Source organism: Glutamicibacter sp. GQ173, assembly GCF_059759215.1.
In genome coordinates this window covers 792569-813706 of sequence record NZ_JCAXDT010000001.1, presented here as the reverse complement: position 1 = coordinate 813706, position 21138 = coordinate 792569, and the positions used below count along the sequence as shown (strand labels likewise).

Annotated in this window: 20 protein-coding genes; 10 read left to right on the top strand and 10 right to left on the bottom strand. The window is 57.3% G+C overall.

From position 1 onward, the window contains the following. Window positions 1-356: 356 nt before the first annotated feature. Window positions 357-1112 carry a DUF5819 family protein gene (locus tag AC6CHO_RS03840; protein ID WP_498213776.1) on the top strand — a complete coding sequence of 252 codons (756 nt, stop codon included), beginning with the start codon at window positions 357-359 and terminating at the stop codon, window positions 1110-1112. Further along, entirely contained in the window at window positions 1103-2176 is a 1074-nt protein-coding gene (locus AC6CHO_RS03835) for an HTTM domain-containing protein (protein WP_257745423.1), read from the top strand. Before AC6CHO_RS03840 ends, AC6CHO_RS03835 begins: the two co-directional genes overlap by 10 nt. Before the next feature lie 81 nt (window positions 2177-2257). Here the strand turns inward: AC6CHO_RS03835 and AC6CHO_RS03830 are convergent, their stop codons facing one another. The 3 genes from AC6CHO_RS03830 to AC6CHO_RS03820 form a co-directional block, all read right to left on the bottom strand. Continuing rightward, the gene (locus tag AC6CHO_RS03830; RefSeq protein ID WP_498213775.1) at window positions 2258-3640 is read right to left on the bottom strand and encodes an NAD-dependent succinate-semialdehyde dehydrogenase; all 1383 of its coding nucleotides are present in this window, start codon (window positions 3638-3640) and stop codon (window positions 2258-2260) included. Window positions 3641-3914: 274 nt separating this feature from the next. Further along, window positions 3915-4961 carry an L-glyceraldehyde 3-phosphate reductase gene (mgrA, locus tag AC6CHO_RS03825; protein ID WP_498213795.1) on the bottom strand — a complete coding sequence of 349 codons (1047 nt, stop codon included), beginning with the start codon at window positions 4959-4961 and terminating at the stop codon, window positions 3915-3917. Between the two features lie 332 nt (window positions 4962-5293). Continuing rightward, a complete protein-coding gene (locus AC6CHO_RS03820; RefSeq protein ID WP_171919718.1) occupies window positions 5294-5431 on the bottom strand; it encodes a hypothetical protein in 138 nt (45 codons plus the stop codon). Between the two features lie 152 nt (window positions 5432-5583). Here AC6CHO_RS03820 and AC6CHO_RS03815 point away from each other — a divergent pair, with 152 nt between their 5' ends. Together AC6CHO_RS03815 and hrpB are read left to right on the top strand one after the other, a co-directional pair. Further along, window positions 5584-6375, top strand: a complete 792-nt coding sequence (locus AC6CHO_RS03815) for an alpha/beta fold hydrolase (protein WP_498213774.1) — start codon at window positions 5584-5586, stop codon at window positions 6373-6375. Further along, window positions 6372-8942, top strand: a complete 2571-nt coding sequence (hrpB, locus tag AC6CHO_RS03810; RefSeq protein ID WP_498213773.1) for an ATP-dependent helicase HrpB — start codon at window positions 6372-6374, stop codon at window positions 8940-8942. The genes AC6CHO_RS03815 and hrpB overlap by 4 nt, the downstream gene beginning before the upstream one ends. 67 nt (window positions 8943-9009) lie before the next feature. Here the strand turns inward: hrpB and AC6CHO_RS03805 are convergent, their stop codons facing one another. Next, window positions 9010-10242 (bottom strand): acyl-CoA dehydrogenase family protein, encoded by a 1233-nt coding sequence (locus AC6CHO_RS03805; RefSeq protein ID WP_498213772.1) that lies wholly within the window; start codon window positions 10240-10242, stop codon window positions 9010-9012. A gap of 98 nt (window positions 10243-10340) precedes the next feature. Beyond that, the gene (locus tag AC6CHO_RS03800; protein ID WP_498213771.1) at window positions 10341-11030 is read right to left on the bottom strand and encodes a TetR family transcriptional regulator; all 690 of its coding nucleotides are present in this window, start codon (window positions 11028-11030) and stop codon (window positions 10341-10343) included. Between the two features lie 158 nt (window positions 11031-11188). Here AC6CHO_RS03800 and AC6CHO_RS03795 point away from each other — a divergent pair, with 158 nt between their 5' ends. Together AC6CHO_RS03795 and AC6CHO_RS03790 are read left to right on the top strand one after the other, a co-directional pair. Further along, a complete protein-coding gene (locus AC6CHO_RS03795; protein ID WP_498213770.1) occupies window positions 11189-11620 on the top strand; it encodes a hypothetical protein in 432 nt (143 codons plus the stop codon). Between the two features lie 104 nt (window positions 11621-11724). Beyond that, window positions 11725-11907, top strand: coding sequence for a hypothetical protein (locus AC6CHO_RS03790; protein ID WP_444662274.1), 183 nt, complete (start codon window positions 11725-11727; stop codon window positions 11905-11907). Between the two features lie 88 nt (window positions 11908-11995). Here the strand turns inward: AC6CHO_RS03790 and AC6CHO_RS03785 are convergent, their stop codons facing one another. After that, complete coding sequence (locus AC6CHO_RS03785; protein ID WP_498213769.1) at window positions 11996-13441, bottom strand: DHA2 family efflux MFS transporter permease subunit; 1446 nt, start codon at window positions 13439-13441, stop codon at window positions 11996-11998. A 61-nt stretch (window positions 13442-13502) separates the two neighbouring features. Next, window positions 13503-14501, bottom strand: coding sequence for a PhzF family phenazine biosynthesis protein (locus AC6CHO_RS03780; protein ID WP_498213768.1), 999 nt, complete (start codon window positions 14499-14501; stop codon window positions 13503-13505). Window positions 14502-14729: 228 nt separating this feature from the next. Here AC6CHO_RS03780 and AC6CHO_RS03775 point away from each other — a divergent pair, with 228 nt between their 5' ends. After that, window positions 14730-15824, top strand: coding sequence for a mechanosensitive ion channel domain-containing protein (locus AC6CHO_RS03775; RefSeq protein ID WP_498213767.1), 1095 nt, complete (start codon window positions 14730-14732; stop codon window positions 15822-15824). Window positions 15825-15909: 85 nt separating this feature from the next. On the opposite strand, the gene AC6CHO_RS03770 is transcribed toward AC6CHO_RS03775, so the two are convergent. Next, entirely contained in the window at window positions 15910-16554 is a 645-nt protein-coding gene (locus tag AC6CHO_RS03770; RefSeq protein ID WP_236995193.1) for a YqaJ viral recombinase family protein, read from the bottom strand. 64 nt (window positions 16555-16618) lie between these two features. Beyond that, window positions 16619-16879: a thioredoxin family protein gene (locus AC6CHO_RS03765; RefSeq protein WP_498213766.1), complete on the bottom strand. Its 261-nt coding sequence runs from the start codon at window positions 16877-16879 to the stop codon at window positions 16619-16621. Window positions 16880-17008: 129 nt separating this feature from the next. On the opposite strand from AC6CHO_RS03765, the gene AC6CHO_RS03760 reads away from it, so the two are divergent. From AC6CHO_RS03760 to AC6CHO_RS03750, 3 genes are all read left to right on the top strand, one after another. After that, complete coding sequence (locus AC6CHO_RS03760) at window positions 17009-17749, top strand: ABC transporter ATP-binding protein (RefSeq protein ID WP_498213765.1); 741 nt, start codon at window positions 17009-17011, stop codon at window positions 17747-17749. Continuing rightward, on the top strand, window positions 17746-19071 hold the full coding sequence (locus AC6CHO_RS03755) for an FtsX-like permease family protein (RefSeq protein ID WP_498213764.1): 1326 nt from the start codon (window positions 17746-17748) through the stop codon (window positions 19069-19071). Before AC6CHO_RS03760 ends, AC6CHO_RS03755 begins: the two co-directional genes overlap by 4 nt. A 192-nt stretch (window positions 19072-19263) precedes the next feature. After that, entirely contained in the window at window positions 19264-20322 is a 1059-nt protein-coding gene (locus AC6CHO_RS03750) for an ABC transporter substrate-binding protein (protein ID WP_498213762.1), read from the top strand. A 3-nt stretch (window positions 20323-20325) separates the two neighbouring features. Here the strand turns inward: AC6CHO_RS03750 and AC6CHO_RS03745 are convergent, their stop codons facing one another. Then, complete coding sequence (locus AC6CHO_RS03745) at window positions 20326-21120, bottom strand: MBL fold metallo-hydrolase (protein ID WP_498213761.1); 795 nt, start codon at window positions 21118-21120, stop codon at window positions 20326-20328. Window positions 21121-21138: the final 18 nt, after the last annotated feature.

The following is a 21138-nucleotide window of genomic DNA, read 5'->3' as shown; positions in this document are numbered from 1 at the left end:
CGGATGCGAACACTGACGCAAACACGGATGCGAACACTGACGCAAACGGTAGCGCCAATGCCGCGGACAACTCGGATGCAAATTCCGATGACTCTACGGAACCGCAAAAGGACAATTCCAAGAATGGTGGCCTTGCGGACACCGGTTCTAACGGAGCGCTCTGGATTGGTGCGGGTGCACTCGCACTTATCCTCATCGGAGCTGGTGTGACTGCGATCGCTCGAAAGCGTTCAGCTTAGTCAATAGCAAGTGGTAGTTAGAAGTAGGAGGGGCATCAATTGATGCCCCTCCCATTTCGCGTTCAAGTCGTGATTGCAATTATTCACGGGCATTGAGGGATCGGAGACAATAGCCTGATGAGGCAACATAAAACTAGGCCCAAACTGTTCACGGTGTTGGTGCTTTTAATTGCAGGTGCGGCAGCATTGGGGCATATTGGTGCGACATTGGCCTTCACTGGACCTTCCACGCCAATTAAGTCGTCATTGCAACCTGGATTGAATCGTTATTTTCTTGGGCCGCTAGATCAAGGGTGGAGCCTTTTTGCTCCCGGTCCGTATTCGCAAGATGAGTACTTTACGATGCGTGCTTGCCTATCGAGTCCGGAAATTTGCGCACAAGGAAGCAAGAAAGGCGCGAAATTCACGGAATGGCGCGACGTCACCGCTGAGGAGATGAATAGCCGCGCCGGTAACATGTTCGCTAACCGTGAGTCTAAACAGTCAAAGTCGATACATGGAAGGCTTTGGAGTGCCGCATCGGATTTGAGTACAAGCGCACGTGAACAAATCGCAAAACCGTTTATTCAAGGGACTCCAGTATTCGGAGTGGATCTCAGTTCGTCACAGGCGAGGAAAGAATACTCAGTTACAGAATTGAGTAATCTTCGAGCTTATAAGCGAATGGAGGACACGGCCGTCGGCTTCGCATCTCTTTATGCGATTGAGCAGTGGGGTGGAGCGTCAATGGTTGAAATTAAACTCAGGCGTGAACCAATCGTTCCTTTCGCTCAACGAAACAACGATGAAGCTAAAACGAAATCTCGTGAAACGTATATCGGATGGCGAGATACCAAAGAATTCAGTAAAGCGGCGGTGTCGGCATGGAGCTAAATCAGGAGACGGTCAATGCTCCGTCCATCCGAAACTGGATGGTAAAAAATAGAGATTTTGGTTCGAAATTTCTCGCCGCGCTCTACAGCTGGTTTACCGAAAACCGCCATGCGGCATATGGTTTGGCCGTTATGCGCATGGCATCAGGCCTTTTTATCTTGGGCTGGTTAGTGGTAAATGTTCCCGTCGCCTCCAAGATTTGGGGTCCAGGATCGGAATATCTAGAACCATACCGCTCGGTACTTGGATACAAGTGGCCGTTAGATATTCTGCGTGATGCTGGTCTTGGCTTCTTTGTCTTTTGGTATGTGGTTGCCGTAGTTTTAGCGATCGCCTTTGTAATCGGATGGAAGACGCGTTTCGTCACTCCACTCTTTTTCATTTTCTACACGGCCATAAATGCTCAAAACACACCTGTTTCTGACGGTGGAAACTACTTCATCCGAATTATGCTGATTTATCTGATCTTTGCAGATCTATCGAAGCATTGGTCGGTCGATTCTTGGATGCGTAAGCGCGCTGCAAAAAGTAAGAAAGAATTCGAAGCCGTTACGGTGCTTCATAATCTAGCGTTGTGCCTAGTAGTGGCTCAGCTTTGTATGGTCTATTTAGAAGCCGGTCTATACAAAGTTCAGGGTAGTTTGTGGCAGAACGGCACCGCCATGTATTACCCGGTCAATTCTGAAGCTTATGGTGTCTTTCCATGGCTCAGCGACCTCATCACTGCGAACTCTTGGGTAGTTGCGCTGATTACCTACGTAACTGTGGTGGCACAAATTGCGTTCCCATTCATGCTGTTCCATAAGATCAGCAGGAGGATTGCGCTGATCGTGATTCTTGGGATGCATATCGGTATCGCCGTCGTTATGGGGCTCCCGTTCTTCTCGGGCATCATGGCATCTGCGGACGCCGTCCTTGTCTCCAGCGGCACTTGGTTAACTATTCAGGGATGGCTAGCCACACAATGGCGTGAAAAGTTCCTTCGTAGGAATCCATCTGAAGGTACTTCAGAACCAGAAGATGAATTTACCGACAGGCCGGAAAAGGCATCTTCGACCGCTTAAACGAATTAGTCGGGGCGAACCATGCAAGTTCATGGTTCGCCCCGACTTTCATGGGCACATGGGCGGCTGCCAATGCATGAATTACTCGCCCACGTAGAACAGGCGCTTGTTTACGAACTCATCCATGCCCAGTGGGCCGAGCTCGCGTCCGAAGCCAGAGCGCTTCACACCACCGAACGGCATTTCAGCACCTTCAGCTGCGGCGATGTTGACATTGCTCATGCCAACCTGCAGCTTCTGGGCGACTTTGGCAGCGCGTTCTGCATCGGTGGAGTGCACTGAACCGCCCAGGCCGTAGATGGTGTCGTTAGCGAGGTCCGCAGCTTCCTCGTCGCTGGCTACCTTGTAGACTACGGCTACTGGGCCGAAGAGCTCTTCGTAGAAGGCGCGCATCTCCTTGGTGACACCGGTCAGCACGGCAGGGGAGTAGTAGGCCGCAGGACCGTCGTGCAGCACGCCGCCGGCGTGCAGGGTCGCTCCCTTGGAGACTGCATCCTGCACCTGGGCGTGGAGGTCCTCGGCTGCCTTGCGCGACGACATCGGCGCGAAGGTCCCTTCCAGCTCTGCCATTGGATCCCCGGCCTCCAGGCCTTCTGCGCGCTTGGTCAGCTCGGCGACGAAGTCGTCATAGATGTCTTCCATGACGATCATGCGCTTGTTCGAGTTGCAGGCCTGGCCCGTATTATCGATGCGGAATCCCCACGCGGTGTCAACGATGCCAGGCACATCATCCGAATCCAGGACAACGAATGGATCCGAGCCGCCAAGTTCCAGCACGGCCTTCTTCAGGTTACGGCCCGCTTGCTCGCCGATGATGGCGCCTGCGCGCTCCGAACCGGTCAGGGAAACGCCCTGGATGCGGGAATCAGCGATGATGGTGGAGATCTGGTCGTGCGTTGCGAAGACGTTGTTGTAGACGCCTGCCGGGACGCCGGCCTCGTCCATGATTTCCTGAATGGCCAATGCCGAGCGCGGGCATGACTCGGCGTGTTTCAGGATGATGGTATTGCCCAGCATCAGGTTTGGCGCTGCGAAGCGCGCTACCTGGTAGAGCGGGAAGTTCCACGGCATGATGCCTAGAAGGGGGCCAACCGGAAGCTTCTGCACGACGGCCTTGCCGCCGGAGAACGACTTGATTTCCTGGTCCGCGGCCAGGGAAGGCCCCTCGGTGGCGAAGTACTCGAAGATGTCCTTGCAGTATTCTGCCTCGCCGACTGCCTCGGAGAGCGGCTTGCCCATTTCAGTGGTCATGATTTTGCCAAGCTCTTCAGCACGCTCGGCGAAGAGGGCTGCAACCTTGGAAACGATCTTCGCGCGCTCGGTGATGTCAACGTTCTGCCATGACTCGTAGGCAGACTGGGCCGAGCTCAGGGCCTGCTCGACTTGCTCGTCGGTGGCGGCGGCGAATTCTTCAACAACTTCACCGGTGGCCGGGTTTAAGACCTTGTAGGTTGGGGCGCTCATCAATGCTCCTGTCGTTTGTGCAGATTGGTCAGCGTAAGCCTGTTCCTTGACGCTATCGAACTTAACACAATAAATGAATGTAATTCACTTCATTGCGCGTCTACGTCGAGCTTATCCCCAGAATTGCGTTTGAGCCAGTATGGAGAAGCAATATTCATCGGCGGAAAACAGGCCACGCATCCAAGCAAAAGCAAAGCCGTGGTCTCCCCAAGTGAACACAGGGAAACCACGGCTATCGACTATGGCTCCATTGGGCCGTTTTCAAGTCATATTGTTAGCTGATTGCTGAAGCGCGCCACCAATCGATACCGGCATCACCTTGCGCGATATCGGCAATCTTCGATAGCTCTGTCTCGCTGAATTCCAGGTTGTTCAAAGCACCCAAATTTTCGTCCAGCTGCTTGGTGGAAGAAGCGCCAATGAGCACCGACGTTGCCGCTCCGTCACGAAGCAGCCAGGCCAAAGCCATCTGTGCCAGGGATTGGCCTCGCTGCTGGGCCACCTCGTTCAGGCTTCGGACCTTGGCCATATTCTCTTCTGTCAGTTGGCTTTCAAGTGAGCGGCGACCTCCTTGGCGCTCAACATCAGTGGTCGACAGGTACTTGTCGGTTAGCAGGCCCTGGGCCAATGGAGTGAACGCAATGGTGCCCATGCGTTCTTTCTCCAGGGTTTGCATCAAGCCATGCTCAACCCAAGGGTTGAGGATGTTGTAGGAAGGCTGGTGAATGACCAGCGGAGTCCCCAGATCATTGGCGATGGCCTTGGCCTCGGCGGTGCGTTCTGCAGAGTAGGAAGAAATGCCAACATAGGTGGCCTTGCCTTGGCGCACCAGGGTATCCAGAGCCCCTATGGTCTCCTCCAATGGGGTCTTGGGATCAAAGCGATGCGAGTAGAAGATGTCCACATAATCCAAGCCCATTTTTTCTAGCGATGCATCGCACGATGCAAGCAAATACTTGCGAGAACCGAAGGTTCCGTACGGGCCCGGCCACATGTCGTAGCCGGCCTTGGAAGAAATCACCAATTCATTTCGGTAAGGCTTGAAGTCCTTGCGCATCATGCGCCCAAAGTTCTCTTCGGCAGAACCCGCAGGTGGACCGTAATTGTTGGCCAGGTCGAAGTGGTTGATGCCGTTGTCAAACGCATGGCGGAGAATTTCTCGCTGGCTGTCGAAGGGCCGGTTGTCTCCGAAGTTCCACCATAATCCCAAGGACAACGGGGGCAGCCGCAAGCCTGAATCGCCAACGCGGCGGTAGCCGTAGTGTTCGTAGCGATCCGCCGCTGCAGTGTAGGGGCGGTGCAATTCCTTGATGGATGGCATTCGTTCGTATTCCACGAGACACCTTTCTACCAGCAGCGATGCTGGCTGGGTGGAGGGCAAAGGGCTTCCACCTCAGAATATGCCAGAAGGCGACTCGTCCAACGTGTTGCCGGGACAAATCTGCTATGTGCGTAACGTTGCGGCAACGGCGTGGATAGGAATCTGATCAGACGAAATTAAATGAAGAACCGATCCGTCAGGCCAAGGAGGTAACGCCTGCGCGGATCGGTTCTTCTAGATCACTCGCACCTTGAGAAGGTAATAACCACACTAGGAGCCGAGTCTTGAAACAAGCTGAGTGCGACGTGTGTGGTCACCTAGGAAGTTGATGTCTAGTAATTCGACGGTGGGTCAGAAGCAGGGAAGGATTCATCTTCCCACTCTTCGACAAGCTCTTCGTCATGCTGGTCATGAAGCTTTTTCTCTTCGTCGGGATCTACCGGCTGCCCGTTGGCTGATTGTGCATTCATGATCTTCCCCCTTTTGATTTTGGTCCAGACCACTTTTGTTGGCGGTGGCCTTTTCGCGTACTTTCAGTCTTCACCTATTAATTGGCGTTGTCGATAGGTTTGGGGCAACTCAGATTTCCCCTTCCCCATGGATAGGGGATTTAATCGAAAGCATGCCGATGATCAATAATCCTGTCGATGGTTCCAACATCTTTTTTGACGATGACGGAGCAGACGGGGAACCAATTCTCTTCCTGCACGGCTCAGCTTTATCCCGATCCATTTGGCGCGGTCTGGGCTACACCAAGGAACTTGGCGAAGACCATCGGACCATCCGCATGGATTTACGCGGTCACGGCAAATCAGCCAAGTCGCATGACGTCGCCGACTACACCATGGACAAGGTCGTCAGCGACATCCAAGCAGTCTTGCGCCATCTGAGCCTTGAACGGGTGCATATTGTTGGGTACTCGTTTGGTGCGCGTACCGGTCTGCACTTGGCCATGAATCATCCGGAGCAAGTGATCTCATTGATCATGCTCGGCGGCACGTTTGAAATCACCCCAGGCGAAATCGGCAAACTCTTCTTTCCCGGATATCTGGAAGTGTTGCGCCGTGGAGATATCGAAGGGTTCGTCAGCGGCCAGGAGACCGGCGGAAAATTGGATCCTGCAACCAGGCTGGCTTTCAAAGCAAATGATCCGCTAGCCTTGGCCGCGTACTACGAGGCCGCTGAGACGCTCCAGAATATTGCTCTTGCAGACTTGGCCAAAATCGGGATCCCAACCTTGCTGCTGATCGGCACGCGTGATCAGCCTCGATTTGACCAGAACAAAATTATGGTTCGCACGTTGCCCAACGCTCGAATGGTGGCCTTGCCGGGACGAACGCATGGCAGCACCCTGTACCCAATCGAGCCAGTCATCACCGCCATCCGCTCCTTCTGGTCCGGGCGCCAGGCATGAGCGGCAGTACTTTTGATCTAGAGCGGGTCGCCCGCGGGCTTGCATTCAGGCCCATTCGGGATGACCTGTACAGCGCGCTCCTTTCGGATCCTTCTGGCCCTCTGGTAATTCAATCGCCGCCGGGATCGGGCAAAACCACCATTGTCCCGCCGACGGTGAGCAATGCACTGCGGGAAGCCGGGCTGGCTGGAAAAATAATCGGTACCCAGCCACGCCGCGTGGCAGCCCGCGCCGCTGCCCGGCGGCTTGCCCACTTGGATGGGTCAGCGCTCGGCGAGCACGTCGGTTTTGCGGTTCGCGGAGAACGCAAGAGTTCCGCAACAACCCAGGTGGAATTTGTCACCGCAGGTTTGATGCTGCGCCGTTTGCTGGCCGATCCGGATTTGGCGGGGGTCAGCGCCGTCATCATTGATGAAGTCCACGAACGGTCCATCGATACCGATCTGCTGCTGGCAATGGTCAAGCAAGTCAATGAACTTCGAGATGATCTTTGCCTTGTTCTGATGAGCGCGACGCTGCACGCCCAGGAACTTGCCGATTTCCTTTCGACTGAAAAACCAGCGAGGGTGTTCAGCGCCCAAACCGCGCAGTTCGATGTCGAGGAGATTTTCGAGAGCTACTCATCAGCCAGAGTCACTGAATTCGGTATCAAAGATGACTACTTGCGACATGTCGCGGCCGTTAGCGTGCAGCATTCGGCGAGAGCCAATGCTGCCAGCAAGCATCCGGTGGACACCTTGGTATTTGTGCCGGGCGTGCGTGAAGTCGAACGCGTCTGCGCCCAGATTTCAGCCAATGGTGTCACCGCATTGGCACTGCATTCGCAAATCTCTTCGGCCGAGCAAGACGCGATTCTGAATGAACCTGAGGCAGGCAGTTCGCCGCGAATTATTGTTTCAACTTCCATTGCCGAATCCTCGCTGACAGTACCTCGGGTCCACCTCGTGGTCGACGCTGGCTATGCCCGGGAACCGCGTCGGGATACGTCCCGCGGAATGTCCGGGCTTGTCACAGTCGTAGCAAGTCGTGCCACAGCCACCCAGCGTGCTGGCCGTGCTGGCCGACTGGGACCCGGCCAAGTCGTGCGCACCCTTGACCCCAAGTCCTTCGCCGCGGCACCAGCCTATTCCACCCCGGAAATCCGCACCGGTGATCTAGTTTCGGCAGGTCTTGCCCTGGCAGCGTGGGGAACGCCTCGGGGAGAGGGTCTGGAGTTGTGGGAGGTTCCCCCTGCCGCGGCCATGGGCAGCGACGAGCTGGTGCTCAAAAGCCTTGGCGCCGTTGACAGTTCGGGACGCATTACCTCGATGGGCGAGCAAATGGTCAGGATCCCCACCGATCCCAGGGCCGCGCGAGCCTTGCTGGAGGGCGCGCCCTTGTTCGGCTCGCTGCCGGCGGCCGAAGCTGTGGCATTGCTGGCCAGCTCCGAGCGCATCGCCAGCGCAGATCTGCAAGAACTGCTGGTTTCGATTCGAAGGGCATCCCATCCGGGCCACCGCGCCTGGAAACATGAGGCAGCGCGCATGGAACGACTGGTGGAGGCGAAGACTCGCGGCAAGCAAGGACAACCTGCGCCAGCCACTGCTTCGTCGGCCGAGGCATTGTCAGCCATCAGCGCACTGGCCTACCCGCAATGGGTTGCCCGCAAAGTTGGGCACGATGAGTACCTGCTTGCTTCAGGAACAAGAGCTGTTCTTCCTCGGGGGAGCCACTTGGCACATGAGGAGTATTTGGCCGTGGTCGAAGTGGCGCGGACCGGGACCAAGGCAACGATCAGGCGAGCGACGGGTATCGAGCTGACTACGGTCCTTGAGTTGCTTCCGCAAATGCGCGAGAGCAAAGAAACTGCCGAATTCATCGACGGCAAAATCAGTGCTCGCAAGGTAGAACGCTTCGGCGCCATTGAGCTTTCCACGCGTCCCATCAAGGCTACCGAGGAATTGGGAATGCAGGCGGTCCAGTTCGCTGTGCAAGAGCAGGGACTGGCGTTTTTCGGTGAGCAGGAAAATTTTGATGCCCTGCGCCGCCGCATGGCAGTGGCCTACCGGTTGCTTGGCGAACCGTTCTGCGCGGTTGATGATGAGTCCCTGATCGCGCGGGCCGATGAATGGCTGCAACCTATTCTGCGCCAGATAGCTCACGGCAAAAACGCTGCCAAAGCCGACGTGCATTCGGCCTTGCGCACCCTGCTTCCGTGGGAGCATGCGCACGATTTTGATTCGTTGGTGCCGCAACGCCTGGAAGTGCCGTCAGGGTCCAAGATCCGCATCTCCTATCCACCTGTGGGTGAGAGCGGTCCGGCTGTGGTGGCCGTCAAGCTTCAAGAGTGTTTTGGCCTGGACCAGTCTCCGCGGCTGGTGCACGAGAAGCTGCCGGTGCAGTTCCACCTGTTGTCCCCAGGGGGCCACCCGCTGGCAGTTACCGAAGACATTGCCAGCTTCTTTAATGGCCCCTACGCTCAAGTTCGTTCTGAAATGCGTGGACGCTATCCGAAGCATCCCTGGCCAGAAAATCCTTGGGGACATGTGGCCACGGCAAAAACGAAGAATCGGCTCAACGGGCAATAGCCGCACAAAGATGTCGGGCTGCTGGCACGGACAGCACCCCGACATCTTGCCAGCGACACTGGATTGCTTATGCGAAGGCGGAGAACCCCGTGATGTCGCGTCCCATGATCAGGGCCTGGACCGTCTCGGTTCCTTCGTAAGTGTGAATAGCTTCCACGTCAGCAAAGTGGCGGGCGACGCGGTTGCTGGTGAGAATGCCGTTGCCTCCCAACAGGTCGCGGGCATTGGAAGCAATGGCTCGTGCAGTGCGAGTGGCCGTGTACTTGGCCAGCGAGGCCTGTGGCCCGGTGAGCTCACCGGCGGTCTCACGCTTGGTCGCTTGCATTACCAATACCTGAATGGTTGCAAGTTCGGACTGCATGCGTGCCAAGCGCTCCTGGACAATCTGGCTGGCAGCCAACGGACGGCCGAACTGCACTCGCTGTTTTGCGTAGTTCACCGCTGACTCGTAGCAAGCGGTGGCATGGCCGACAGCGGACCACGCGACACCAAGACGCGTAGCGAACAGCACCCGGGAGGTGTCCTTGAAGCTGGTGGCATTCGGCAGCACATCTTCGTCGGGGACGAAAACATTCTCCATGCGGATATGCGCCTGCCAGATAGCACGCAGCGACAGCTTGTTTTGAATGGTGGTGGCGTTGTACCCCTCGGCGTCCTGATGGACGGCAAACCCGCGAACCTTGCCCTCATCGTCACGAGCCCAAACGATGGAGATGCCGCCGATGGAACCGTTGCCAATCCATTTCTTTTCACCGCTGATCCGGTACCCGCCTTCGACTTTTGTCGCGCGAGTTTCCAATGACACCGAGTCAGACCCGTGGGTTGGCTCGGTTAGTGCAAAGGCGCCCGGCAGGTCGCCGGACAGCATCGGCATGGCGTACTTTTGGATCTGTTCCTCATTGCCGCAGAAGAGCACCGAGCGCAGCGCCAACCCGCCTTGCACGCCAACGATGGTGGCCACGGAACCATCGCCGCGTGCCATTTCCATGTTGACCAATCCGGCTGCCAGTGGACTCATTTTTTCGTGGGAGTCCAGATTCATTCCGTCACGCAACAGGTCCGCTTCGCCGAGCTTCTTGATCAGATGGAGGGGGTAGTCGGCCTTATCCCAATATTCGTGGATGTTCTTTTTGACTTCTTCTACGACGAACTTGCGTGCCTTGGCACGCCAGGCGAGGTCTGCAGCATTTATATCGGCAAAGATTCCGGTGGGGTCAATATTGACGTCTTCTGCCCAGAGATCGTACTCCGGTTCAACAACGCCGGCGGGAAATTCCAAACCGGTCGACTTCTCTGTCATCTCAGACGCTCCAAATTGGCTAGAGTTAAAACTTTTAACTCCAGCCTAATGGAACGCAGTGTCATGTCAAGAAACTACGTTTCACTGTCTGTGGTTGATTATTTGCTGTGTTCTTTCAACGCCGCCGAAACTGCCTGCAGAATGGATTGCTCGTCGGAACCTGGATCAATCACCGAAACGATGACCGTAGGCGTTGGGGAAGCGGCAGTCGTGCCCGTATTTTCGCCACCCAGCAGGTCTGCAAAGCGTTCAAGGAAGAACCGAACATCATGAGCCAGCTTGCTTCGGTCGGTACTGGCCGGATCCTTGATCCACGTGCGCAGGTGATCATTGTGGATGGCCACCAGGCCGGCGCTAACTCCGAGGCACAAGGATTTTTCCGTTGCGGTGTTGGCCAAATCGCGACGGACCAGAAAATCGTAGAATGCGCGCTCGTACCGATGAGTTGAGACGAGCTCTCGTTCTCGTAGCGACGGGACAGAAGAAAGCAGCCTGTGCCGAAGCCGAGCGCCTTCGGGATTGACCGTGTACTGGTCAAATACGACATGGGCCGCGTCAATCAAAGTCGATATCGCGTCGACAGATGATGCCGCCAGTGTCGTCTGAACGTGGGTGATGATCATTTCTTGATCGGCAAAAACCATGTTCTCTTTTGAGCCGAATCGGCGGAAGAACGTGGAACGCGAGATCCCCGCAGCTGCTGCCAGCTCATCGACGCTTGTGGTGTCGAAGCCTTGGGAAATGAGCAGATCAAGTGCGGCCGGCGGCACAGCGGAAGAAGCGATCATGATTCACGAATTTAGCACGATTCTCAATCCCTGATTCCTGAAGGGTGCCAAGCGCGCCGCTGAAATGATTGTGAACTCCCACGGCCATGACTACGCTGAACAGCAGAGCGTTCTTTTCCAGAACGCGTATTTACTATTGGAAAGAAAAGTGAGGGCCCATGGGAATCTCGATCGCAAACGCCGCACTCCGATTAGTCAGCGGCGCATTCATTCTCAACAGCGGCATTAACAAGCTGCGCATTGATGAAGCCAGCGCGGCCGGGTTGCAGCAGATGGCGTCCAACGGTGTGCCGCAGATGGCGGAACTGGAACCTGCGGTCTTCGGCAAGGTTCTATCCATTTCGGAAATCTCGCTGGGCAGTGCCCTGCTTTTGCCGTTGGTTCCTTCGCGCTTGGCAGGAATCGGTCTGGGCGCCTTCTCCGCGGTGCTGCTGTCTTCTTACCTGCGCACTCCCGGAATGACCGAGTCTGATGGCGTACGTCCAACTGCTGATGGCACCGCCTTGGCCAAGGATGTGTGGCTGGCCGGTATCGCTGTGGCTTTGGTTTTTGGCCGCCGGGCAGCAAAGAAGATCAAAAAAGAAAAGTAATTTTTGCGCCGTTGCCCAGTCCGGTGTGCAGGCGGAAGTAGATTGTTTCTGAAGACTGAGGTTTTCAGGGTTCAAATTTGGATGACAAGCTAAGAGGAGAACCAATGGGTTTCTTAGATGATGCAAAGAAGAAGCTGGGCGAAGCAGTCGAGAACGCCAAGGAGTTCGCCGGCGACGCCACCGAAAACATCAAGGGCTTTGCCGCTGATGCGCAGGAGAAAATCGGCGAGAAAGTCGATGAGTTCAAGAACGGCGACAGCAACGATGGTCCTTCGGACCAGGCATAAATAGCTAGCAAGAGAACCCCGGCTTGCCAGTGGAATTCCACTGGCAAGCCGGGGTTCTCTTGTATCCAGAACGGCAACGAAATTGTTGTCAGGACTTCTTGCCGGGGCTCAAGAAAGCCACCACAATTACGGCAGCTAGGGCAGCGAACCCTGGCAGCAGCAGGGCTTGGCCCAAACCGACCGAGGTTGCTTCCATCAGTGTTGCAGGATCCTTCGTGGAAGCCTTTTCGATCTGTGCTTGCACACGCGAATCCATCATCACGGCGATCAGCGCCGAACCGAGCACGGAGCCGATCTGGCGAGTGGTGTTATAGATGCCGGATCCGGCCCCGGCATCACGCGGAGTCAGGTCTCGGGTAGCGGCCAGCGAAAGCGAAGGCCAGATCATGGCCGAGCCAACGCCCTGCACGGCTGATGGAATGAGCAGGGTCCACAGGGCGATGTCTGCGTGCATCATGTAGGCGTACACCACGGTTGCTCCGCCAAAGAGCAGGAAGCCGGGTACTGCCAGAATTCTTGGACTGAGCTTGTTGACCATCTTGCCCAGGCGCGGTGCGATGAAAATGCCCACTACTGCCATCGGCGAAATCATCAGCGCCGATTCCGTAGGGGTCAATCCGCGGACGTTCTGCAAGAAGAACACCATTGGCAGGCTGATGGTTGCGATGGTCAGGCCCATGAATGCGATGGCCACATTGGAGAGCGAAAAATTGCGTACCAAGAACAAGCGCAATGGAACCAGCGGTTCAGACTTCGTCTTGCCCTGCCACCAAACGAACACGGCCAGCAGCAGTACGCCGGCGATGATCAAGTGCCACGAAGAAATCGGGCCAATGAAGGGTTCCCAATCGGTCGAGTCGCCTTCCTGGATGCCAAAGACCAGGCAGAACATCGCCACTGCTGACAGGGCCACTCCGATCCAGTCAAAGGAGTGCGCCTGGGATTCCAAGCGCGGAACAAATTTGAAGACCATCACCAAGCTGAGAACGGCGATGGGCAGATTGATGAAGAAGATCCATTCCCAGCCCACCGAGTCCACCAGCAAGCCGCCGGCAATCGGGCCAATCAGTGAAGCGATACCGGCTACCGCACCCCACAACCCCATGGCTGCGCCTCGGTGCTGGTACGGGAACAGGCGGGTAATCATGGTCATCGCCTGGGGCGAGATCATCGAGGCGCCCAGTCCCTGGACTGCGCGGGCGGCAATCAGCGATCCAAGGGAATCCGAGAGGCCGCACCAGAGCGAGGCGAGAGAGAAGATGGCCATGCCGATGAGGTAGATGTTGCGCGGGCCAAACCGGTCGCCCAAGCGGCCGGTGACCAGCAGCGGTACGGCGAAGGTGAGCAGATAGGCGCTATTGACCCAGAGGATGCCAGAGATATCTGCATCCAGCGAGGCCATGATGGATGGCATGGCCGTGGACACAATGGTGGTGTCCAGGAGGATCATGAAGAACCCGATGACTAGTGCCCAGAGGGCACGCCAAGCGGCTTTCTTATCAAAGTCAATGGTGGGATTCGCAGTTTCAGGCACTGGACAAGGCTAGTACCTGATTGGCAGAAGTGGAATGGATAGTGAGCCTATGAACGGGTAATCAGTCGAAACTCACATTGCCGGAAATGCGGGTTTCAACATCACCACTGACCCAGACACCTTTTTCCGTGGCTTCGATATGCAAGATGGCGCTGCGGCCAACACGGGTTCCCTGGCGCACGGTATAGCGTTGCGGGGCGTACCCGGATTGGGTCAGCCAGATTCCAAAAGCCGCATTGAGCGAGCCGGTAGCAGGGTCCTCTGACACCGCCTCGCCAGCGACGAAGGATCGCACCTCGAAGTCGGCCGGCGGTTGCATCACCACGGAACCGAAGCGCTCTTCGGAACGCTCCAGGTCCGAGGAATCCAAGGGGCGCAATTCTTCCCGCGTTCCCGAGACACGGGGCAAAACCGAACCTCGCGGCTGCCACACACCATGGGCCACGCTGGAAGCCGTATAGGGCCCGATGACTCCAACCTCCAATCCCTGAAGTGCCTCGTAGTCTGGTTCGATGCCCAGAACAACGTCTGCGTCACGCAGGACCAAGCCAGCAGGATGAGGGCCGTTGACCAGCCATTGGTGGTCAACCACGTCATCCTCGTGGATGCCTAGTCCGCTGATAGCCCACTGGAGGACATCTGGCTCCAGCGGACCGGTGCGCGTCAGCGGGGGAGCGAGGAACGCCAGCCGGCGTGAATGACTGTCGGTGCATTCGCGTTCGACCCGAACCGGAATGAGCCCTGCCCCGCATTCCTGGATCAAATGTCCGGCAGGTCCCGGCGCCCCACCGGATTCCAGCCATGCATGGGCGGCACCAAGTGTCGGGTGGCCGGCAAAGGACAGCTCCGTGCTCGGCGTGAAAATGCGGATGGCATAGTCGGCCTCTTCATGGGATGGCTCGACGAAGAATACGGTCTCGGACAAATTCATCCACTGGGCGAAGTGCTGCATCTGATCATCAGTCAGGCTGTCAGCGTTGAATACGACTCCGAGCCCATTGCCGTTGAACGCAGTGGGCGCAAAAACATCAACCTGCTGATAAGCAAATGTTCGGCTCATACTTAGCATGGTGGCACATTAACCATCAGGTTGATCGGGTGTTACGTGAAGGTACGCATAAAACGTCATTAACCTCTCCCGCGCTTGCTGGCCAGCGCGAGTGCCATCCTTTTTGCAATCATCGTAGCTATTCGACTGTGATCAAGACCGCTCGGATTCGCTGGGTTCCGTAGGCTGTGGCAAGGGCTTGCACAGCATTTATTTAGTGCCATATGACATCCTTTAAACATGTCACCTACCCCCGTTGAACCTCTGGACGAGACCGTCGAGGAAGTCATCAGCGTTTCAAGCGTCCTCCCCGCATCGTTGCAATTCTGGGCTGTTCTCCTGGCCGGCGCAGTGGTTGCCGCTATCTTGGCATTTGTTTTCAGCGCTATTGCCCGCCGCATGCTCAAGCGCATTGGCGTGGATGAAGCTGATGTGAAGGCCACCCGCCTTCCATTTTTCGGCCTGATTACTTCTATCGTTGCCAAGTCCGCCTTTGCGCTCTTCTATCGAGATCGTGACTGGTACAACCCGTGGCAATTCGTCATTCTGATCATCCTGGTGACGTTCCTGACCTGGTTCATCATCAAGCTGGTTCTCGTCATCGAGGCAGGCATGATGTCCCGCTTCGAATCGAAATTCGGACCCGGGCGCCGACTAGCCAAGGTGCAAACCCAGGTGGGCTTGATGCGCCGTGTGCTCATTGCGGTGCTCTGCATCTTGGCCGTAGCCGCCGTCTTGCTGACTATTGAACAAGTGCGAGCACTAGGCGCCGGACTGCTGGCCTCGGCAGGACTGGCATCGGTAGTTGTTGGCTTGGCCGTTCAATCCACCCTCGCGAACGTCTTCGCAGGTTTGCAGGTTGCCTTCACCGATTCCATCCGGGTGGATGACACCGTTGTGGTTGAAGGCGAGCGCGGAACTGTCGAAGAGATCACCCTGTCCTATGTGGTGGTCCTGCTGCTCGATGGCCGCCGAATGATCTTGCCTTCCACGTACTTCACCACGACGCCGTTTGAGAACTGGTCACGGCGCAGCACCGAGATTTCGGGCAATGTGGCACTGCAGCTGAAGCTCAACGCGCCAATCGAATACCTGCGCCAGCGCGCCACGGAACTGCTTGAGTCCTCGGACTTGTGGGACGGGCGCGACAATGAGCTGCTGGTGACCGACGCGCAAAACGGTCTGCAAACCGTGACCGTCTACCTCTCAGCGCGCAATGCTGGAGACCTGTGGGGCCTGCGCAATATGATTCGCGAAAAACTATTGGCGGAGCTGCTCGATAGCTATCCCGAATGCTTGCCTGATCCGCGAATTGTTCCAACGACCCCGGCCTAAGCCTCGATTAATGGCCAAGAAACCAATAGATCCTTGGAAGCCGCCAATGAACTGGCTCCCAAGGATCTATTGCGTAGTGCAGTAATTACAGGCGCAGGGCCGCTGGACCGTAATCGTTGTAGCGTTCCTGCCGGGCTGTCGCCTCGCGCAATGCTGAAATCAAGGCTTCAGCCTTATCGATCAGGTCTTGAATCAGGTCATCATCCCGTTCGACCCACAGGTACTCGGGTACCGCGCGCACCGGTACGAAGTCCTGGTGCTCTTCCCAGACGAATAGGGTTCGCTCGGCACCGATGACGTGCTGTTGCCAGAGGATTTGGCGCAAGTAGTTCTTGGGGATCTTCTTGAACGGCTTGTTCGTGGTCTTGATTTCCGCTAAGACCGGAGCGCCTGACGCATCGAAGCCCAGGCCGTCCGGGGTAGCTAAATGAAGCTTGGAGTTTTGCGCGTGAAACAACTGGGATGAAGGGAAGATATTAAAATTCTCCTGCACCCAGGCCGCGATGACTGGTTCGCGTTTGCGCCCGTGATCGGTGTAGGTGTTGCCGGAGAATCCATTGCCGTAGAGCTTGTCCCAGGCCGCGTTCTTGATGGACTTCTCGGTGGATAGCTTTGCGACGTCGGTTGCCGTGATGCCTTGAGCGCGTGCCCTGAGCCATTCAATGCGGTTGGCCGAATCAGCTAAGACACGCTGGAAACACTCATGTTCAACGCCTGGCACAGTTATCACTTGATCTATTCTTCCCCATCATTGCCGGAGAACCGTGCATCTCGGGGCTTCAAATCACGTGAGACTAGTCGCTGGCGCGCGCAATCGCAGCCAAAAGCTGAGGCAGCGTGGGTGTATCGCTGGCTCTGAATTTTTCCGTGCTGCCTTGCACCAGCCTGATTACCGGAGTGCTGGTGATGCCCAATTCCTCGCCGCGCTGGACCTGCTCCACAACATTGATTTCTTCCACGTGCAAATCCGGCAACAGGGCCTGGGCGCGTGCCACAGTTTGCCGCGTGCGGATGCACGGTGCGCAGAACGGCTGCGTATACAGGTCCAATTTCATGGGCAGTTCAAGAACTCCTGGGGTACTGGTTCATGGCGCCGGCGCTCCTACCGGAGGATGAGCCTGACAAGGCGCGACTTCGCCCTGCGCGCCGATGCGCGCAGAACTCAATATTGAAAACATGGAATCATGCTTGAAAATTCCATTGGCCATCCACCCGTACTCCTTGCCCAGAACCTTTGCCGGAGCTTCGGCTCAACCACCGCACTGAACCGCGTCAATCTCGAAATCTCCCTCGGAGAATCATTGGCGATCATGGGTCCGTCCGGATCCGGAAAATCAACATTGCTGCATGCCTTGGCCGGCATTGAGCTGCCCGACTCGGGAAGCCTGATGCTCAACCTGCCCGGGCAACAGCCAGTGGACATCCAGGAGCTCGCCGATAAGGCGCGAACCAAGCTGCGCAGGCAGTCCTTCGGATTCGTTTTCCAATCCGGCCTGCTGATCCCGGAACTCACGGCTGAAGAAAACGTGGCCATGGCGCTGATGATCAATGGCACGCCCCGTGCGGCCGCCATCGCCCAGGCAGGCCAGGCGCTCGTGGCCCTGGGACTGGCCGGCATGGAGCAACGGCGAATTGGGCAGCTCTCTGGCGGACAGATGCAACGTGTAGCTATCGCCCGCGCACAGGTCACCGGGGCCATGGTCGTATTCGCCGATGAGCCCACCGGTGCCTTGGATTCCACAACGGGTACCGAGGTGCTTGAGACCTTGCTGGAGTGCACCGTAGGCCAGGGCAAGTCGCTGGTTATGGTCACCCACGACCCTTCGGTTGCCGCGCAGTGCGATCGCGTCGTAAAACTGCACGACGGGCAATTGATCAGCGACAGCCGACGCGGCACCAGCGCACTAGGCGGGGATGTTCGATGAACATTCTGCACCTTGCCTGGTTGCTCGGGCGTCCGGCTAAAACCCGTTTGGCACCGCAAATCCTAACCGTAAGCGCCTATGCCTTGGTCAGCGCGATCTTGCTGATCGTCTTGGGCGGCGCCTATTCCTTTACCAGTTTTGAACTTGAGGCCCAGGGTGCCTACCTGCCGTTGGCCGGGCTCGCCGTGGTGCTGCTGGTAGTGCCGCTGATGGTGCTCGGCTCCGCGGCGGCCCGTCTTTCAGCACGAGCCAATGACCGGGCGCTGTCCTCGTTGCGCCTGCTTGGCGCTACCGGCTCGCAGATCAGCCTGGTAGCCATTGTGCAGGCCGCCGGTACTGCCCTGGTAGGAGCGCTCGCCGGTGTCGTGCTGTATCTGGCCTGCGCGCCGGTGGCATCGTTGATTCCGTTCCAGGGAGCACCCATCGGGACGGCCATCTACTTGCCCGTGTGGGTATTGGCGATTGCAGTAGTCGCAGTCGTCGTGCTCTCGGCGGTGAGCGCGGCAGCCGGTTTGCGCAAGCTGATGATCACTCCTTTGGCCGTGGCCACGCGTCGCAGTGTGCCGGTCCCCAGTTGGATTCGGGCCTTGATCACCGTGGGCGGCATCCTGCTGTTGTGCTTGCTCTTCTTCAACCTGGGGCAGGTGGCGCAGAGCATCGCAGTGTTCGTGGCGGTGATTGTTGGAGGCTTTGGCTTTGGCCTGCTGGTGTTGAATCTCGTTGGGCCCTATCTGGTGTCCAAGGTAGGGCAGAGCAAGCTGAAGAAAGCCGATACCCCGCAACAGCTGTTGGCTGCCCGGATGATCCTGGAAAATCCTGCCGAATCCTGGCGACAGGTTTCCGGCGTTGCCATGGCATCATTTGTCGCCGTGGTGGGCGGAAGCGGTGCGGCGATGATGCAGGCTTCCCCAGCCGGGCAAGCCAGCAACAGCTGGTACGACTATTTGCCAGGGGACATCTTGACTGGCGTTCTGCTGACGCTGGCGATTACCTTCATCTGCGTGGCGGCGTCCTCGGCCATTACGCAGAGCGCCGGCACCTTGGACCGCGCGGAACTCTATTCAGGGTTGCATCGATTGGGCATGCCATGGAGCACAATGAACGCTGCACGGACCAAGTCCTTGATGATCCCGGCGCTGGCGGCATCCGTTGCTTTTGCCATCGCTTCCACCGTGTTGGTTCTTCCACTGGCCGGGATGGCAGTGATCTTCAGCCCGTTGACGGTGGTCACGGTCATTGCCGCCGTGTTACTTGGATTGGCGCTGGTGCGGGGATCGATTTCGGTCGCTGATCCGGGACGATTGCTAGCGACTAGAGAATAAATTCCGTGGTCAACAACTGCAAGCTGGCCGCCATGTGTGGCTAGCTTCACTTTCGGGCCGGTGATTAGATACGTTTCGTGTTGCGTATTGATGGGCCTAGCGCGTATTGTGGCATACGGATCGGATAGGTAAACCTAACCTATCTACGCCAACATGTTTACAGAACCTCGCATAGTCTGGAATCACCGACCCATGAATATTTCACGTCGCGCCGGGATCTTCGCCGCGTCCACCGCAATCCTCGCCCTGAGCCTGACCGCTTGCGGTTCGGCAAGCAACTCCGCAGATTCCTCGGCGGATGCTTCGGCCACCTCTGCAGGCGACTTCACTCCGGTCACCATCAAGAACATCTATGGTGAGACCAAAATCGACAAGGCTCCGCAGCGCGTCGCAACGATCTCATGGGTCAACGCCGACACCCTGCTGGCCCTGGACACCGTTCCAGTGGGCATGGACACCGACGCCTACGGCCAGAACGAGAACAACTCCACCGAGTGGAAGGACGAGGCGCTCGCAAAGCTGGACGCTTCCATCGGTTCCGAGAAGGCTCCGGTGCAGTTCGCTACCGGTGACGATCCGGACTACACGGCTATCGCCAAGACCAAGCCAGACGTCATCTTCGCCCCGTATTCGGGCTTGAAGAAAGAGCAGTACGAAAAGCTGCAGGAAATCGCTCCGGTTGTTGGCCCGATTGAGCCGAACTACCTGACCAGCTGGCAGGACGCGACCGAAGCCGCCGGCCAGATGCTGGGCAAGGAAGAAGAAGCTGACGCGCTGATCGAGAAGATTGAAGGCGATCTGGCCAAGGTCGGCGAAGAGAATCCGGTACTGAAGGACAGCACCTTCATCGCAGCGGACCTCTCTGCTCCGGATACCGCGTATGTCTACTCGCAGGGCGACACCCGCCCGCGCTTCCTCGAGGCCCTGGGCATGAAGCAGGCCGACTATGTCCAGAAGAACGCCGCCAAGGACACCTTCTTCTTCACCGTTTCGCCTGAAAAGGTCAACGAGTGGGATTCGGATATCGTCTTCGCTTCGGCAGTAGCCGGAAACACCACCAAGGACATTGTGAAGTCCCAGGCGCTGTATGGCCAGATTCCGGCCGTGAAGAACGATGCCCTGGCGCTGCCAGGCACCGATGAAGCAACTTTGGCCATTTCGGCCGCTTCGCCACTGTCCCTTGAATGGTCCTTGGACAAGGTGGTTCCAAAAATCGTGAAGGCTGCTGAAAACGCAGCAGCCGCAAAGTAGCGGCTAGCGATTCGACGCTAGATAGTGCAACTGCGCTTCCAACGATCGGCTAGCCGCGCCCACCAGGCGCGGATCCAGGTCGGGGTAGACGAACTCCAGCAAGTCAGCTGGGGTGGCGTCCGCCCCGGCCTTGCCGAGTTTCTGCAGGGCGGCGCACACTTGGTTCAGCCGGGACTCCCGGTGCTCAAGGTAGGCACGCAGCAGCTGATGCGAGGTTCCATGCTGCTGCCCGTGCGCCGGATGCAAGGGCAGGTCCGGCAAATCCAGCAGCCTGTTCAGCGAAGCGAGATAATCGGCCAGCGTTCCATCTGGATGTTCCAAGATGGTGGTGCCCCGGCCCAGAACTGTATCGCCGGTGAACAGGTGCGAGTCCCGCGTCGTGAAGCACACCGAATCCGAGGTGTGGCCAGGGGTGAAATGCACCTGGATGTCCACCCCGGCCGAGCTGATTGCCTCATGGTCTTCCAGTACGGGGGCGTCGCGACAGAATTCAGCCAGCTTCGCGCGGACCGGCGCCCCGGTCAGCTGGCGCAAGCGATCAATCCCGCCGGTATGGTCCGCATGGCGATGGGTGACCAGCACCAGCTGGATATCGAATTGAGCCAGCGCCTGCAAATGCGCTTCAAGCTCGGGCCCCGGGTCGATGAGCACCACCGGGGTGCCCGGCGCCAAGGCCGGGAATGCCGGGTCGAAGAGCAAATAGGAATTAGTCCCATCCAGCGTCATCTCCGAGGGATTATCGGCCGTAAGCAAGCCGATGCCGGGAGCAATAACGGTGGGCGAGGAAAGATGTGCCATAGCAATGAGTGTAGGAAC

Bases quoted from the DNA above. Each gene is read 5' to 3' on its own strand.
- AC6CHO_RS03820 (WP_171919718.1), bottom strand. From the start codon at position 5,431: ATGAATGCACAATCAGCCAACGGGCAGCCGGTAGATCCCGACGAAGAG.
- AC6CHO_RS03775 (WP_498213767.1), top strand. From the start codon at position 14,730: ATGTCACCTACCCCCGTTGAACCTCTGGACGAGACCGTCGAGGAAGTC.
- AC6CHO_RS03790 (WP_444662274.1), top strand. From the start codon at position 11,725: ATGGGTTTCTTAGATGATGCAAAGAAGAAGCTGGGCGAAGCAGTCGAG.
- AC6CHO_RS03745 (WP_498213761.1), bottom strand. From the start codon at position 21,120: ATGGCACATCTTTCCTCGCCCACCGTTATTGCTCCCGGCATCGGCTTG.
- AC6CHO_RS03765 (WP_498213766.1), bottom strand. From the start codon at position 16,879: ATGAAATTGGACCTGTATACGCAGCCGTTCTGCGCACCGTGCATCCGC.
- AC6CHO_RS03750 (WP_498213762.1), top strand. From the start codon at position 19,264: ATGAATATTTCACGTCGCGCCGGGATCTTCGCCGCGTCCACCGCAATC.
- AC6CHO_RS03780 (WP_498213768.1), bottom strand. From the start codon at position 14,501: ATGAGCCGAACATTTGCTTATCAGCAGGTTGATGTTTTTGCGCCCACT.
- AC6CHO_RS03800 (WP_498213771.1), bottom strand. From the start codon at position 11,030: ATGATCGCTTCTTCCGCTGTGCCGCCGGCCGCACTTGATCTGCTCATT.
- AC6CHO_RS03835 (WP_257745423.1), top strand. From the start codon at position 1,103: ATGGAGCTAAATCAGGAGACGGTCAATGCTCCGTCCATCCGAAACTGG.
- mgrA (WP_498213795.1), bottom strand. From the start codon at position 4,961: ATGCCATCCATCAAGGAATTGCACCGCCCCTACACTGCAGCGGCGGAT.
- AC6CHO_RS03755 (WP_498213764.1), top strand. From the start codon at position 17,746: ATGAACATTCTGCACCTTGCCTGGTTGCTCGGGCGTCCGGCTAAAACC.
- AC6CHO_RS03795 (WP_498213770.1), top strand. From the start codon at position 11,189: ATGGGAATCTCGATCGCAAACGCCGCACTCCGATTAGTCAGCGGCGCA.
- AC6CHO_RS03840 (WP_498213776.1), top strand. From the start codon at position 357: ATGAGGCAACATAAAACTAGGCCCAAACTGTTCACGGTGTTGGTGCTT.
- AC6CHO_RS03760 (WP_498213765.1), top strand. From the start codon at position 17,009: ATGCTTGAAAATTCCATTGGCCATCCACCCGTACTCCTTGCCCAGAAC.
- hrpB (WP_498213773.1), top strand. From the start codon at position 6,372: ATGAGCGGCAGTACTTTTGATCTAGAGCGGGTCGCCCGCGGGCTTGCA.
- AC6CHO_RS03830 (WP_498213775.1), bottom strand. From the start codon at position 3,640: ATGAGCGCCCCAACCTACAAGGTCTTAAACCCGGCCACCGGTGAAGTT.
- AC6CHO_RS03805 (WP_498213772.1), bottom strand. From the start codon at position 10,242: ATGACAGAGAAGTCGACCGGTTTGGAATTTCCCGCCGGCGTTGTTGAA.
- AC6CHO_RS03815 (WP_498213774.1), top strand. From the start codon at position 5,584: ATGCCGATGATCAATAATCCTGTCGATGGTTCCAACATCTTTTTTGAC.